Here is a 13479-nt window from a genome sequence, read left to right on the forward strand (position 1 = left end):
TATCCGCCATAGCTCAGTTGGTAGTAGCGCATGACTGTTAATCATGATGTCGTAGGTTCGAGTCCTACTGGCGGAGTAGTTAAACGTTCTAAGGAACGTTTTTTTGTTTTCTTGGCTTTATTTTTCTGGATTTTTCAGAGCTTTTTTCCATCTATTTTTACTTCTTTTCTTTGTTTTAAGTTTGTTCAGCTTAAAATTTTTACTTTATAGAAATATTTATCTATTTATTTAGCCTTTCTGATAAACTTGTTTTATCAATAAGAAAGGTTTTTTATATGCTTCAAAAATATTATGATCGATCTTTGGTTTTTCTAAAGCAAATCGAAAATGAATATTCAATTTTATTTCAAAGTACTGATGAATGGGAATTACTTCATCTTAAATTTTTACTTTATTATTTAATTCGTTTTAAGATAAAGAATGAGAAGGATTTTCTTCTCTGTCATTTTAGGGCTGCTTATCGTATCTATCTTAATCATTTACTTGGACAAACATTCAATTATTGTTAGTAGATACAGTTATTTTCATTTATTACGAACGTTAATTTATATATAATAAAAAATATATAGTATAATCTTAAATTTTTACTTTATTTATTTTAAAATCAAAGGAAAACCCTAATCTTTTCTAGTGTTTATCCTTGATAAAATGGTGTTTTTTTCTTATAATAAATTGTAAGATATAATTGTGGGTGAGAGTCCCACCATGTATATGAGAAAGGACGAGCCTTTTGGCTCAGACGAAAATTTATTATGACTTCAGTTGTTGTTGTAGGTACCCAATGGGGTGATGAAGGTAAAGGAAAAATTACAGATTTTCTTTCAGCTAATGCAGAAGTGATTGCTCGTTACCAAGGCGGAGATAATGCAGGTCACACAATTGTTATTGATGGAAAGAAATTTAAATTGCACTTGATTCCTTCAGGTATTTTCTTCCCAGAAAAAATCTCTGTAATTGGTAATGGGATGGTAGTAAACCCTAAATCTCTTGTCAAAGAATTGTCTTATTTGCATGAAGAAGGTGTTACAACAGATAATCTTAGAATTTCTGATCGTGCGCATGTTATTTTGCCTTATCACATTGAATTAGACCGTCTTCAAGAAGAAGCTAAGGGTGATAACAAGATTGGGACGACAATTAAAGGAATTGGTCCAGCCTATATGGACAAGGCAGCTCGTGTTGGAATTCGTATTGCGGATCTTTTGGATAAAGAAATCTTCCGTGAACGTTTAGAACGTAATCTTGCTGAGAAAAATCGTCAATTTGTAAAATTGTATGATAGTGAACCTATTTCAATTGATGATATTTTTGAAGAATACTATGAGTATGGCCAACAAATCAAGCAATATGTGACTGATACTTCAGTTATCTTGAACGACGCACTTGATAATGGTAAACGGGTTCTCTTTGAGGGTGCACAAGGTGTCATGTTGGATATTGACCAAGGTACTTATCCATTTGTTACTTCATCAAACCCAGTGGCTGGTGGTGTGACAATTGGTTCTGGAGTAGGTCCAAGCAAGATTGACAAAGTTGTCGGTGTATGTAAGGCTTATACAAGTCGTGTAGGTGATGGTCCTTTCCCAACTGAGCTATTTGATGAAGTTGGTGATCGTATTCGTGAAGTGGGGCATGAGTATGGAACAACTACTGGGCGTCCTCGCCGTGTAGGTTGGTTCGACTCAGTTGTTATGCGTCATAGCCGTCGTGTTTCTGGTATCACAAATCTTTCTTTGAACTCTATTGACGTTTTGAGTGGTTTGGATACTGTTAAAATCTGTGTGGCTTATGATCTTGATGGTCAACGTATTGATTACTACCCAGCTAGTCTCGAACAATTGAAACGTTGTAAACCAATCTACGAAAAATTGCCTGGTTGGTCTGAAGATATCACTGGAGTACGTAATTTGGAAGACCTTCCTGAAAATGCACGCAACTATGTTCGCCGTGTTAGCGAATTGGTGGGTGTTCGTATTTCAACATTCTCAGTAGGTCCTGGTCGTGAACAGACAAATATTTTAGAAAGTGTTTGGTCATAGGAGATTTTTAAGATTTGTTTAAGACAGGTTGGATATACTATAGACAGTTACAAGAAGACCTCCTAACTTGTTGTAACAAATTTCCTAAACTTTTCTTTTTCATAATAATCTCCCTATAAAGTCACCGCATTCGGTGGCTTTTTTTGTGTTGAGAAACATGGTATAATGATAGAATTGATAGCTAGGAAGAGAGAAGAGATGCATTACACGCTTGAAGAAAAAGAAGCTTTTATGAGAGAAGCCTTAAAAGAGGCAGAGATTGCTTTAGAGCATGATGAAATCCCGATTGGTTGTGTAATTGTCAAGGACGGAAAAGTCATTGGGAGAGGACACAATGCGCGAGAGGAGTTGCAACGGGCAGTCATGCATGCGGAAATTATGGCCATAGAGAATGCTAATTTGAGCGAAGAGAGTTGGCGTTTGCTCGATTGTACGCTTTTTGTGACCATTGAGCCTTGTGTTATGTGTAGTGGGGCAATTGGTCTCGCACGGATTCCAAACGTGGTCTACGGGGCTAAAAACCAGAAATTTGGCGCCGCTGGGAGCTTGTACGATATTTTAACAGATGAGAGGCTCAATCACCGTGTGGACGTTGAAACAGGTGTTTTAGAGAATGAGTGCGCAGAGATTATGCAAGACTTTTTCCGAAATCGACGTAAAAAATAATTTCTCTTTAAAAATAGAGGGGAATGTGGTATAATAACTAGTGGAGCAACAGTTCTGCGTGAAGCGGGTCAGGGGAGGAATCCAGCAGCCCTAAGCGAGTGTGAATTGTGTGCTCTTTTTTCGTGCTTTTTTCGAATAAATAAGATAAAATAGCCTAGAATAAAAGATTAAAAAGAGGAATAATATGAAAATTCGTGGTTTTGAATTAGTTTCTAGCTTTACAGATGAAACTTTGTTACCTAAACGTGAGACAGCGCATGCAGCTGGCTACGACTTAAAGGTTGCGGAGCGTACAGTGATTGCACCAGGAGAGATTGTTCTCGTCCCAACGGGTGTTAAGGCTTATATGCAGCCGACTGAAGTGCTCTATCTTTATGACCGTTCATCAAATCCTCGTAAAAAAGGTTTGATCTTGATTAACTCTGTGGGTGTCATTGACGGAGACTATTATGGCAATCCAGGGAATGAGGGACATATCTTTGCACAGATGAAGAATATCACAGATCAAGAAGTTGTTCTTGAAGTTGGAGAACGTGTAGTTCAGGCTGTTTTTGCACCATTTTTAATCGCAGATGGAGATGAGGCAGACGGAGTTCGTACTGGTGGGTTTGGATCAACTGGGCACTAAGATGAAGATTATCTTTGTACGTCATGGAGAGCCAGATTATAGTATGCTTGATAAACTTGAAAATCCGCAACTCTATAGTGGTTTTGGTCGTGATTTAGCACCATTGACAGGAAAAGGTCGCAGTCTGGCAAAAGAAGTTGCTAAAACTGCATGTTTTGGAAAGGCAGAGATTATTATTTCATCGTCTGTGACGAGGGCTTTAGAAACAGCACATTATATAGCAGTTGAAACAGGATTGGACTTATTTGTAGAGCCGTTTTTTCATGAGTGGCGTCCAGACTTAGATGGCACTAACTCTGATTTAACTAGTGTATTGGTAGCTCATGAATATTATCTAAAACATCAAGGAGTTTTATCTGAAGATTCTCCTTATCGCTATGAAACTGATCTAGAGATGCGTCATCGTTTTTTAAGAGCTTTGGAAAAATATAAAGATTATAAAACTATTATCATTGTGACTCACGGAATGCTCATGCGCCAATTTGTACCAGACGAGAAGATTGATTTTTGCCAAGTGATTGAGTGTGAGATAGAGATATAGAAAGAAGAATAATGAATGAGTTATAAGGACTTTCAAGCTTTTACCACCGAGAATTGTCGAGGGTATAAGAAGATTTATGAGATCAGTATTGGAGGATTTCTTTACCTAGCATTTCTCCCTGATGCCTATCATAAAATTCTTTGCATTTCTTCAGACTACATGTCAATCATTGACAGCGAAAATGGGCAAGTAACACCGATAGACGGAGATTACGATGAGGTAGAGTTAGTAGCCATGTGTGAGGGCTATGATTCACCTATCCCTATCGCTGGTCAATATGGTGGAAGTCTCCCTCTGGATAATGGCAAAGACATCAGAGTGACAATGGATAAAGACCAATCTGAAGAGTATCCCATTTTAACTATTTATTGGGGGAAAGATGAGGAAGCTAAAAGTCAAATTTATAAAGGTTATTTACCCTATATTTTTGGATTTAGTCCTGATGGTCGGTATTATGTCCATGCGGATGATGGAGGCCTTACTGTTCTGAAACAAGATAGTTGCTGATGTGAAAAGAATAAGAGATTTTATAATGAGAGGATTAGAATTATAGCAAAGAAAAAAGCGACATTTGTGTGTCAAAATTGTGAATATAATTCACCAAAGTATTTAGGACGCTGTCCAAACTGTGGAGCTTGGTCTTCTTTTGTGGAGGAAGTTGAGGTTGCAGAGGTCAAGAATGCGCGTGTGTCCTTGACAGGTGAGAAAACTAAGCCTATGAAATTGGCTGAAGTAACTTCTATTAATGTCAATCGAACCAAGACTGAGATGGAGGAGTTCAATCGTGTGCTTGGAGGCGGAGTGGTACCAGGAAGTCTTGTCCTTATCGGTGGGGATCCAGGGATTGGGAAATCAACCCTTCTCTTACAAGTATCAACCCAGCTGTCTCAAGTAGGAACAGTCCTCTATGTCAGTGGTGAGGAGTCTGCACAGCAGATTAAACTCCGTGCAGAGCGCTTGGGGGATATTGATAGCGAGTTTTATCTCTATGCTGAGACCAATATGCAGAGCGTGAGAGCTGAGGTAGAGAGAATCCAGCCTGATTTTCTCATCATCGACTCTATACAGACCATTATGTCTCCTGAGATTTCTGGAGTGCAAGGATCGGTTTCTCAAGTACGCGAGGTGACAGCTGAACTCATGCAGCTGGCCAAGACCAATAACATCGCCATCTTTATCGTCGGCCATGTGACCAAGGAAGGAACCTTGGCGGGACCTCGAATGTTGGAACATATGGTGGATACGGTGCTTTACTTTGAAGGGGAACGCCACCATACCTTCCGTATCTTGAGAGCAGTCAAAAATCGTTTTGGATCGACCAACGAGATTGGAATCTTTGAGATGCAATCAGGTGGTTTGGTTGAAGTCCTGAATCCTAGTGAAGTGTTTCTGGAAGAACGCTTGGATGGAGCGACTGGTTCGTCCATCGTTGTGACAATGGAAGGAACACGTCCAATTCTTGCGGAAGTGCAGGCCTTGGTGACGCCGACCATGTTTGGAAATGCTAAGCGTACGACGACAGGGCTTGATTTCAATCGTGCTAGCTTAATTATGGCTGTCTTGGAAAAACGGGCTGGTCTCTTGCTTCAAAATCAGGATGCCTATCTCAAATCAGCTGGGGGTGTCAAATTAGATGAGCCTGCTATTGACCTGGCTGTTGCAGTTGCTATTGCTTCTAGCTATAAGGACAAGCCAACCAATCCCCAGGAATGTTTTGTAGGAGAGTTGGGCTTGACGGGAGAGATTCGGCGCGTAAATCGTATCGAACAACGGATCAATGAAGCTGCTAAGCTTGGATTTACAAAAATCTATGTACCAAAAAACTCCCTAACAGGTATAAAGCCACCTAAGGAAATTCAGGTGATTGGGGTGACGACTATTCAGGAAGTCTTGAAAAAAGTATTCTCCTAATCGTTTTACTCAGGTTTAGATTACTAATTATTTTATTGCAAACATTTATTAAAAGTAAGGAGGAATTTCTGATGAAATTTTCTATGGATAGTCACATGCAGTTTCCTTTGGTAGAGTTGTCGCTCAATCAGGGAGAAACGGTCTTTATTCAGCGCGGTAGCATGGTCTACCATACACCTAATGTAAGTCTCAATACCCAGCTCAATGCAAGCGGTTCTGGTTTGGGACGTTTTGTCAAAGCTGTAGGGCGTTCAATGGTTTCTGGTGAAAGCACATTTATCACTCAAGCTGTTGCAGAGTCTGACAACGGCAACCTTGCTTTAGCACCAGATACTCCTGGTCAAGTGATTGCTCTTGAGCTAGGCGAAAACCAGTACCGATTGAATGATGGGGCCTTTTTAGCTCTTGATGGTACAGCTTTCTATACAATGGAGCGCCAGTCTATTGGGAAAGCTCTGTTCGGAGGGCAAGGCGGTCTCTTTGTGATGACAACCCAAGGTCAGGGAACTCTTTTGGCCAATGCTTTTGGATCTATTAAGAAAATTGAGCTACAAAACCAAGAAATAACGATTGACAATGCCCATGTGGTGGCTTGGAGTCAATCTCTGGACTATGATATCCACTTAGAAAATGGCTTCTGGCAGTCTATCGGTACAGGCGAAGGAGTGGTGAATACCTTCCGAGGTACCGGCGAGGTCTATGTACAGAGTCTCAATCTTCAGAGCTTTGCAGGCTCTCTTAACAAGTATATCCAAAAAGGCTCATAATATTAAAAAAACTAGGACAGAAACCCAAGCTAGTTGCTGGATGTCTCTGTCCCAGTTTTTTTATATGAAAGTTGACAGCTGACAAGACAAAGAAAAGATGGTAAGATAGGAGATAAATAATTTGGTGTTCAAATTATCTGGCAGACTAGAAAGTGAGTTGTCATGTCCTATTTTGAAAATTTTTTAAAAGCCAATCAAGCTTATGTAGAACTACATGGAGATTTGCATTTATCCATTAAACCCAAGACCAAGGTTGCAATCGTAACTTGTATGGATTCGCGTCTACACGTTGCGCCAGCTCTGGGGTTAGCTCTGGGAGATGCCCATATTTTACGGAATGCGGGTGGTCGAGTGACTGAGGATATGATTCGTTCACTTGTAATTTCCCAACAACAAATGGGGACAAGAGAAATTGTGGTTCTTCATCATACAGACTGCGGGGCTCAAACCTTCAATAACGAGGATTTTCAAGAGCACCTAAAATGTGAATTGGGAGTTGATGTATCTGGACAGGACTTTTTACCGTTTCAAGACATCGATGAGAGTGTTCGAGAGGATATGAAATTGCTGCGAGAATGCCCCTTAATTCCAGATGATGTTATTATTTCAGGAGCTGTTTACGATGTGGATACAGGTAGTATGAGGGAGATATACTAACTTTCTAATTAAAAGCTTCTGGAGTAGCATGAAGTAGGATGAGAAGGTTGACAAGTTTTACCTTTGATATCACTAATATAAGATAGTATAAGATAAGAGTATAAAAGTCTACTCTTGTCTTATTTTTTATTGAAAAATCGAGAAAAAAGCGCTACAATGGTAGATGGAAAAATGTTGTGAAAAACACAAGTGATACATAAATACCGGAGGAAATCATGTCTTTTTCTGATTTAAAGCTGTTTGCCCTTTCTTCAAATAGAGAATTGGCAGAGCGTGTGGCGCAAGAGATTGGGTTAGAGTTGGGAAAATCGACTGTTCGTCAATTTTCAGATGGAGAAATTCAAGTTAATATCGAAGAATCGATCCGTGGAAAACACGTCTTTATTCTACAATCAACTAGCTCACCAGTAAATGATAATCTACTTGAGATTTTGATTATGGTAGACGCTTTGAAGCGCGCCAGTGCAGAATCTGTCAACGTTGTTATGCCTTACTATGGTTATGCACGTCAGGATAGAAAGGCAAGAGCGCGTGAGCCAATCACTGCAAAACTCGTTGCAAATATGCTTGAAGTTGCTGGTGTAGATCGTTTGTTGACAATCGACTTGCACGCAGCACAGATTCAAGGTTTCTTTGATATTCCGGTGGATCACTTGATGGGTGCTCCATTGATTGCGGATTACTTTGAGCGTCGTGGCATGGTTGGTTCCGACTATGTCGTTGTCAGCCCGGACCACGGTGGGGTGACTCGTGCTCGTAAATTAGCAGAATTTTTGAAAACACCAATTGCCATTATCGACAAGCGTCGTAGTGTAGACAAGATGAATACTAGTGAAGTTATGAATATCATTGGTAAGGTAGAAGGTAAGACTTGTATCTTGATTGACGATATGATTGATACAGCTGGAACCATTTGTCATGCGGCTGATGCTCTAGCAGAAGCAGGAGCTGTTGAAGTTTACGCAAGTTGTACGCATCCAGTTCTTTCTGGTCCAGCAATGGAGAATATCCAGAAATCAGCCATTAAAAAATTGGTTGTTTTGGATACTATCTATCTTCCAGAAGAACGTTTGATTGATAAGATTGAACAAATTTCTATCGCTCATCTCCTAGGTGATGCTATTGTACGTATCCATGAAAAACGTCCTCTTTCTCCATTATTTAGTATTGAGAAAAAAATCTAAACTTTCACTTGAATAAACGAATTTCCTAGCAGACTTTCCTCTTGCTAGGAAATTTTTTGTAGCCAATAACTGCAAGCCTTTTCAAAATATGCTATACTGATGAAAAAGGAGGGTTTCTATGACTCAAGAATTTATCAATCCAAGCGATGGAGTGGTCCGTCAGTATCTAGCAACCAGTAAAACTCTAGCTGTAGTAGGCTTATCCGATCGTGAGGAAACAACTAGCAATCGAGTGACTAAAGAAATGCAGGCTCGTGGCTATAAAATTATTCCAGTTAACCCTAAAGCTGCAGGTAGCGAGATTTTGGGAGAAAAGGCTTATGCCAGTCTAGCTGAAATTCCTTTCCCTGTAGATATCGTCAACGTCTATCGTCGCAGTGAATTTTTACCTGATGTAGCACGAGACTTTCTCAAGGCGGATGCCAAGATTTTTTGGGCACAACTAGGACTTGAAAGTTTGGAAGCAGCAGAAATCTTGCGTGCTGGGGGATGCGATGACATCGTGATGAACCGTTGTATTAAGAGAGAACATACACGTTTAATTCTTGAACAATAAAAAGGTAGCTGATGGGCTACCTTTTGTGTTATACTCAATGAAAATCAAAGAGCAAACTAGGAAACTAGCCGCAGGCTGTACTTGAGTACGGCAAGACGACGTTGACGTGGTTTGAAGAGATTTTCGAAGAGTATTAGAAAATACCGATGAGTGTTTGCATGCCAAGACTAGTCAGGATGATAGCAATCCAGCAAAGGGCTCCAAGAAGAATGGATTTTCCACTGGATTTGATCATAGCAATGAGGTTGGTTTTGAGACCAATAGCACTCATAGCCATGATGATGAGGAATTTGGAGAGTTGTTTGAGAGGTGAAAAGAAGCTATTGCTGACACCGAAAGATGTGAGAAGAGTAGTTAGCAGAGAAGCTAGGATAAAGTAAAGGATGAAAACGGGGAAGATTTTTTTAAGCTTCACTCCTTGGTTGTTGCCTTGTTGACGACTTTGCCAATAGGAGAGGAAGAGAGTGATAGGGATAATAGCTAGAGTACGGGTCAGTTTGACAATAGTGGCAGACTCAAGAGTGTTTGTATTGTATAGACTATCCCAGGCGCTAGCTGTGGCTGTTACAGAGGAAGTATCGTTGACCGCAGTACCCGCAAAGAGAGCAAAACCTTCGTTGGAAAGATGGAGCCAAGAACCTAGAGTTGGAAAGATAAGAGCTGCCAAGACATTGAAGAAAAAGATAACAGAAATGGCTTGGGCCACTTCTTTTTCCTTGGCGTGAATAACAGGAGCAGTCGCTGCAATGGCAGAACCGCCACAGATAGAAGATCCAACTCCAATCAAGGTAGCTAGCTTTGTATCCATGTTAAAAAAACGTTGGAAAAAGAAAGCTATAATCAAAGCAATCGAAATAGTTGAGAGGATGACAGGAAGGGAAGATTTTCCAACTGCGAAAACTTGAGAGATATTGAGTCCAAATCCAAGCAAGATAACAGCATACTGAAGCAATTTCTTGGAGCTGTAAGTTAAACCAGCCTCCAGTTGTTTATAGGAAGCGAGAAATGGGTGGAGAATCATGCCAATAAAGATGGCAAAGACAGGTGCACCTACAATAGGTAAGAAGCTTCCTAAGATCCAAGAAATGGTAGAAATGATCAGACAGGATAACAGTCCTGCCCAATTTTTTGATAGAAATGACATAAAAACCTCCGAAAATAAGCACTTCTTATTATAAGCTTGTCTGTCAGAAAAGTAAAATAGAAAGTGAGCAGAAGGTTGAAAATAAATGGAATTTTGCGGTCAGAGAGCTTTTGTAGTATAATAGATATATGTTCTTTGATCAAGGAGGATATCTATGGACCTAACCAAACGCTTTAATAAACAATTAGATAAGATACAAGTTTCCTTGATTCGTCAATTTGACCAGGCTATTTCAGAGATTCCTGGAGTCCTGCGATTGACCTTGGGAGAACCAGATTTTACAACGCCAGATCATGTCAAGGAATCTGCAAAGCGAGCCATTGACCAAGACCAATCCTACTATACAGGGATGAGTGGTTTGTTGACATTGCGTCAGGCGGCGAGTGATTTTGTAAAAGAGAAATATCAGCTGGACTACAATCCAGAGAATGAAATCTTGGTCACAATTGGTGCGACAGAGGCTCTATCAGCTACTCTGACAGCTATTTTGGAGGAAGGAGACAAGGTTCTCTTGCCAGCTCCTGCCTATCCAGGATACGAGCCTATTGTCAATCTAGTTGGCGCAGAGATTGTTGAGATTGACACGACTGAGAATGGTTTTGTCTTAACTCCTGAAATGCTAGAGAAGGCAATTTTGGAGCAGGGTGACAAGCTCAAGGCAGTTATTCTCAACTATCCAGCCAACCCTACAGGAATTACTTATAGTCGCGAGCAATTAGAAGCCTTGGCAGACGTTTTACGTAAGTATGAGATTTTCGTAGTCTGTGATGAAGTCTACTCAGAATTGACCTATACAGGGGAAAATCATGTATCTTTGGGAACTATGTTGAGAGATCAGGCAATAATCATTAACGGTCTTTCTAAATCCCATGCCATGACAGGTTGGCGTTTAGGTTTTATCTTTGCACCAGCAAACTTCACAGCTCAACTCATCAAGAGTCATCAGTATCTGGTAACTGCCGCAAACACCATGGCGCAACATGCTGCTGTGGAAGCTTTAACAGCTGGTAAAGATGATGCAGAACCCATGAAGAAGGAATATATCCAACGTCGGGACTACATTATTGAGAAGATGACTAAGCTTGGTTTTGAAATCATCAAGCCGGACGGTGCTTTTTATATCTTTGCTAAGATTCCGGCAGGCTATAATCAAGATTCCTTTGCTTTTCTGAAGGATTTTGCCCAGAAGAAGGCTGTTGCTTTTATTCCTGGTGCTGCCTTTGGACAGTATGGAGAAGGCTATGTTCGCCTATCTTATGCAGCTAGCATGGGAACCATCAGAGAAGCTATGAAACGACTTGAGGAGTACATGAGAGAAGCATGATTCAATCGATTACGAGTCAGGGTTTAGTGCTTTACAATCGAAATTTTCGAGAGGATGATAAGCTTGTTAAAATCTTTACAGAACAGGCAGGCAAGCGCATGTTTTTTGTCAAACACGCCGGCCAATCCAAACTAGCTCCTGTCATTCAACCTTTAGTCTTAGCCCATTTTCTCCTAAAAGTCAATGACGATGGACTTAGTTATATAGAAGATTATCATGAGGTGAAGACTTTTCCGAAAATCAATAGTGACCTCTTTGTTATGGCTTATGCGACTTACGTTGCAGCCTTGGCAGATGCGAGTTTGCAGGATAATCAAGAAGATGCTCCCTTATTTGCTTTTTTGCAAAAGACTTTAGAGCTGATGGAAGAGGGTCTGGATTATCAAGTTTTGACCAATATTTTTGAAATTCAAATATTGACACGTTTTGGAATCAGTCTCAACTTTAATGAGTGTACCTTTTGTCATCGTGTGGGGCAAGCCTTTGACTTCTCCTTCAAATACGGGGGTTGCCTTTGTCCCGATCATTACCATGAAGATGAGAAACGATGTCATTTAAATCCCAATATTCCTTATCTGCTCAATCAATTTCAGTCTATTGATTTTGATACTCTGGAGACTATTTCTCTTAAGTCAGAAATCAAGCAAGAATTGCGTAAGTTTATGGACCAGATTTACGAAGAGTATGTTGGAATTCACCTAAAATCAAAGAAATTTATTGATTCCCTAGCAGATTGGGGACAACTACTGAAAGAGGAAAACAAATGAAAAAAATCGCAGTAGATGCAATGGGTGGTGATTACGCACCACAAGCTATTGTAGAGGGAGTTAATCAAGCCCTTGCTGACTTTTCAGATATTGAGATTCAACTTTACGGAGATGAAAGCAAAATCAAGCAATATCTAACAGCTACAGAGCGCGTTAGTATTATCCATACGGATGAAAAAATCGACTCAGATGATGAGCCTACAAAAGCCATCCGCAAGAAGAAAAATGCCAGCATGGTATTGGCAGCTAAGGCTGTCAAAGATGGAGAGGCAGATGCAGTTCTTTCTGCAGGAAATACAGGTGCCTTGTTAGCAGCAGGATTCTTCATCGTTGGTCGTATCAAAAATATCGATCGACCAGGTCTTATGTCAACCTTGCCAACTATTGATGGAAAAGGTTTTGACATGTTTGACCTTGGTGCCAATGCAGAAAATACAGCTCATCACCTGCATCAATACGCTATCCTAGGTTCCTTCTATGCTAGAAATGTTCGTGGTATTGAAAAACCTCGTGTAGGTTTGCTTAATAACGGAACAGAGAGCAGCAAGGGAGATCCACTCCGCAAGGAAGCCTATGACCTATTAGTGGCTGATAAGAGTTTGAATTTCGTCGGGAACGTGGAAGCGCGTGATTTGATGGATGGTGTTGCTGATGTAGTCGTAACAGATGGTTTCACGGGAAACGCTGTTCTCAAAGCTATTGAAGGGACTGCTATGGGTATCATGGGCTTGCTTAAAAATGCTATTGTAGGTGGCGGTCTTAGAGCCAAGCTAGGGGCTTTCCTTCTTAAGGATAACCTCAGAGGTTTGAAAAAACAGCTCAACTATTCAGATGTTGGAGGCGCGGTTCTGTTTGGTGTTAAGGCACCAGTAGTTAAGACTCATGGCTCAAGTGATGCCAAGGCTGTCTATAGCACAATACGCCAGATTCGTACCATGCTTGAGACAGATGTAGTTGCTCAAACTGCGCGTGAATTTTCAGAGGAATAAGGAGAACAATATGACAGAACAACAAATTTTTGACCGTATCGTAACCATCATTCAAGAGCGTCAAGGAGAAGACTTTGTCGTAACCGAAAACTTGAGCTTAAAGGATGATTTGGATGCTGATTCAGTAGATTTGATGGAATTTGTCCTAACCATTGAGGATGAATTTGGAATCGAAATCAGTGATGAAGAAATTGACAACCTCCAAAGTGTCGCAGACGTATTAGCAATTATTAAAAATAGAATATAAGAAAAAGCAACATGCTGGTCATGTTGCTTTTTTGGTTGTGTGGAATATTTATTTTAACG

Annotated in this window: 16 protein-coding genes, 1 tRNA gene and 1 other RNA gene; 17 read left to right on the top strand and 1 reads right to left on the bottom strand. The window is 40.3% G+C overall.

Annotated features, from left to right (window positions below; genetic code table 11):
• Nucleotides 1–2: 2 nt before the first annotated feature.
• From K1I61_RS08040 to K1I61_RS08100, 13 genes are all read left to right on the top strand, one after another.
• Nucleotides 3–76: transfer RNA gene (locus K1I61_RS08040), tRNA-Asn, on the top strand.
• A 199-nt stretch (nucleotides 77–275) separates the two neighbouring features.
• Complete coding sequence (comW, locus tag K1I61_RS08045; protein ID WP_223334658.1) at nucleotides 276–509, top strand: sigma(X)-activator ComW; 234 nt, start codon at nucleotides 276–278, stop codon at nucleotides 507–509.
• A gap of 243 nt (nucleotides 510–752) precedes the next feature.
• Nucleotides 753–2039 (top strand): adenylosuccinate synthase, encoded by a 1287-nt coding sequence (locus K1I61_RS08050; protein WP_223334660.1) that lies wholly within the window; start codon nucleotides 753–755, stop codon nucleotides 2037–2039.
• A 198-nt stretch (nucleotides 2040–2237) separates the two neighbouring features.
• The gene (tadA, locus tag K1I61_RS08055; RefSeq protein ID WP_223334662.1) at nucleotides 2238–2705 is read left to right on the top strand and encodes a tRNA adenosine(34) deaminase TadA; all 468 of its coding nucleotides are present in this window, start codon (nucleotides 2238–2240) and stop codon (nucleotides 2703–2705) included.
• A 32-nt stretch (nucleotides 2706–2737) separates the two neighbouring features.
• Nucleotides 2738–2836: signal recognition particle sRNA small type (ffs, locus tag K1I61_RS08060), an RNA gene on the top strand.
• A 53-nt stretch (nucleotides 2837–2889) separates the two neighbouring features.
• A complete protein-coding gene (locus K1I61_RS08065; protein ID WP_223334664.1) occupies nucleotides 2890–3333 on the top strand; it encodes a dUTP diphosphatase in 444 nt (147 codons plus the stop codon).
• Nucleotide 3334: 1 nt separating this feature from the next.
• Complete coding sequence (locus K1I61_RS08070; protein ID WP_223334742.1) at nucleotides 3335–3874, top strand: histidine phosphatase family protein; 540 nt, start codon at nucleotides 3335–3337, stop codon at nucleotides 3872–3874.
• A gap of 15 nt (nucleotides 3875–3889) precedes the next feature.
• Nucleotides 3890–4381 (top strand): hypothetical protein, encoded by a 492-nt coding sequence (locus K1I61_RS08075; protein ID WP_223334666.1) that lies wholly within the window; start codon nucleotides 3890–3892, stop codon nucleotides 4379–4381.
• A gap of 39 nt (nucleotides 4382–4420) precedes the next feature.
• Nucleotides 4421–5785, top strand: a complete 1365-nt coding sequence (gene radA / locus K1I61_RS08080; RefSeq protein ID WP_080555149.1) for a DNA repair protein RadA — start codon at nucleotides 4421–4423, stop codon at nucleotides 5783–5785.
• 71 nt (nucleotides 5786–5856) lie between these two features.
• Nucleotides 5857–6552: a TIGR00266 family protein gene (locus tag K1I61_RS08085; protein ID WP_006155546.1), complete on the top strand. Its 696-nt coding sequence runs from the start codon at nucleotides 5857–5859 to the stop codon at nucleotides 6550–6552.
• 162 nt (nucleotides 6553–6714) lie between these two features.
• A complete protein-coding gene (locus K1I61_RS08090) occupies nucleotides 6715–7209 on the top strand; it encodes a beta-class carbonic anhydrase (protein WP_004250355.1) in 495 nt (164 codons plus the stop codon).
• 215 nt (nucleotides 7210–7424) lie between these two features.
• Nucleotides 7425–8393, top strand: a complete 969-nt coding sequence (locus K1I61_RS08095; protein ID WP_223334668.1) for a ribose-phosphate diphosphokinase — start codon at nucleotides 7425–7427, stop codon at nucleotides 8391–8393.
• Nucleotides 8394–8511: 118 nt separating this feature from the next.
• Complete coding sequence (locus K1I61_RS08100) at nucleotides 8512–8949, top strand: CoA-binding protein (protein WP_223334670.1); 438 nt, start codon at nucleotides 8512–8514, stop codon at nucleotides 8947–8949.
• Between the two features lie 133 nt (nucleotides 8950–9082).
• On the opposite strand, the gene K1I61_RS08105 is transcribed toward K1I61_RS08100, so the two are convergent.
• Nucleotides 9083–10093, bottom strand: coding sequence for a YeiH family protein (locus K1I61_RS08105; protein ID WP_223334672.1), 1011 nt, complete (start codon nucleotides 10091–10093; stop codon nucleotides 9083–9085).
• Between the two features lie 154 nt (nucleotides 10094–10247).
• Here K1I61_RS08105 and K1I61_RS08110 point away from each other — a divergent pair, with 154 nt between their 5' ends.
• The 4 genes from K1I61_RS08110 to K1I61_RS08125 are packed head-to-tail and all read left to right on the top strand — an operon-like array spanning nucleotide 10248 to nucleotide 13420.
• Nucleotides 10248–11417, top strand: coding sequence for a pyridoxal phosphate-dependent aminotransferase (locus K1I61_RS08110; RefSeq protein ID WP_223334674.1), 1170 nt, complete (start codon nucleotides 10248–10250; stop codon nucleotides 11415–11417).
• The gene (gene recO, locus K1I61_RS08115; RefSeq protein WP_223334676.1) at nucleotides 11414–12184 is read left to right on the top strand and encodes a DNA repair protein RecO; all 771 of its coding nucleotides are present in this window, start codon (nucleotides 11414–11416) and stop codon (nucleotides 12182–12184) included. Before K1I61_RS08110 ends, recO begins: the two co-directional genes overlap by 4 nt.
• Entirely contained in the window at nucleotides 12181–13173 is a 993-nt protein-coding gene (gene plsX / locus K1I61_RS08120; protein WP_223334678.1) for a phosphate acyltransferase PlsX, read from the top strand. Before recO ends, plsX begins: the two co-directional genes overlap by 4 nt.
• Nucleotides 13174–13183: 10 nt before the next feature.
• Nucleotides 13184–13420, top strand: coding sequence for an acyl carrier protein (locus K1I61_RS08125; protein ID WP_223334680.1), 237 nt, complete (start codon nucleotides 13184–13186; stop codon nucleotides 13418–13420).
• The last annotated feature ends 59 nt before the right edge of the window (nucleotides 13421–13479 follow it).

The sequence above is a fragment of the Streptococcus infantis genome (assembly GCF_019929665.1).
Lineage (GTDB): Bacteria > Bacillota > Bacilli > Lactobacillales > Streptococcaceae > Streptococcus > Streptococcus infantis_H.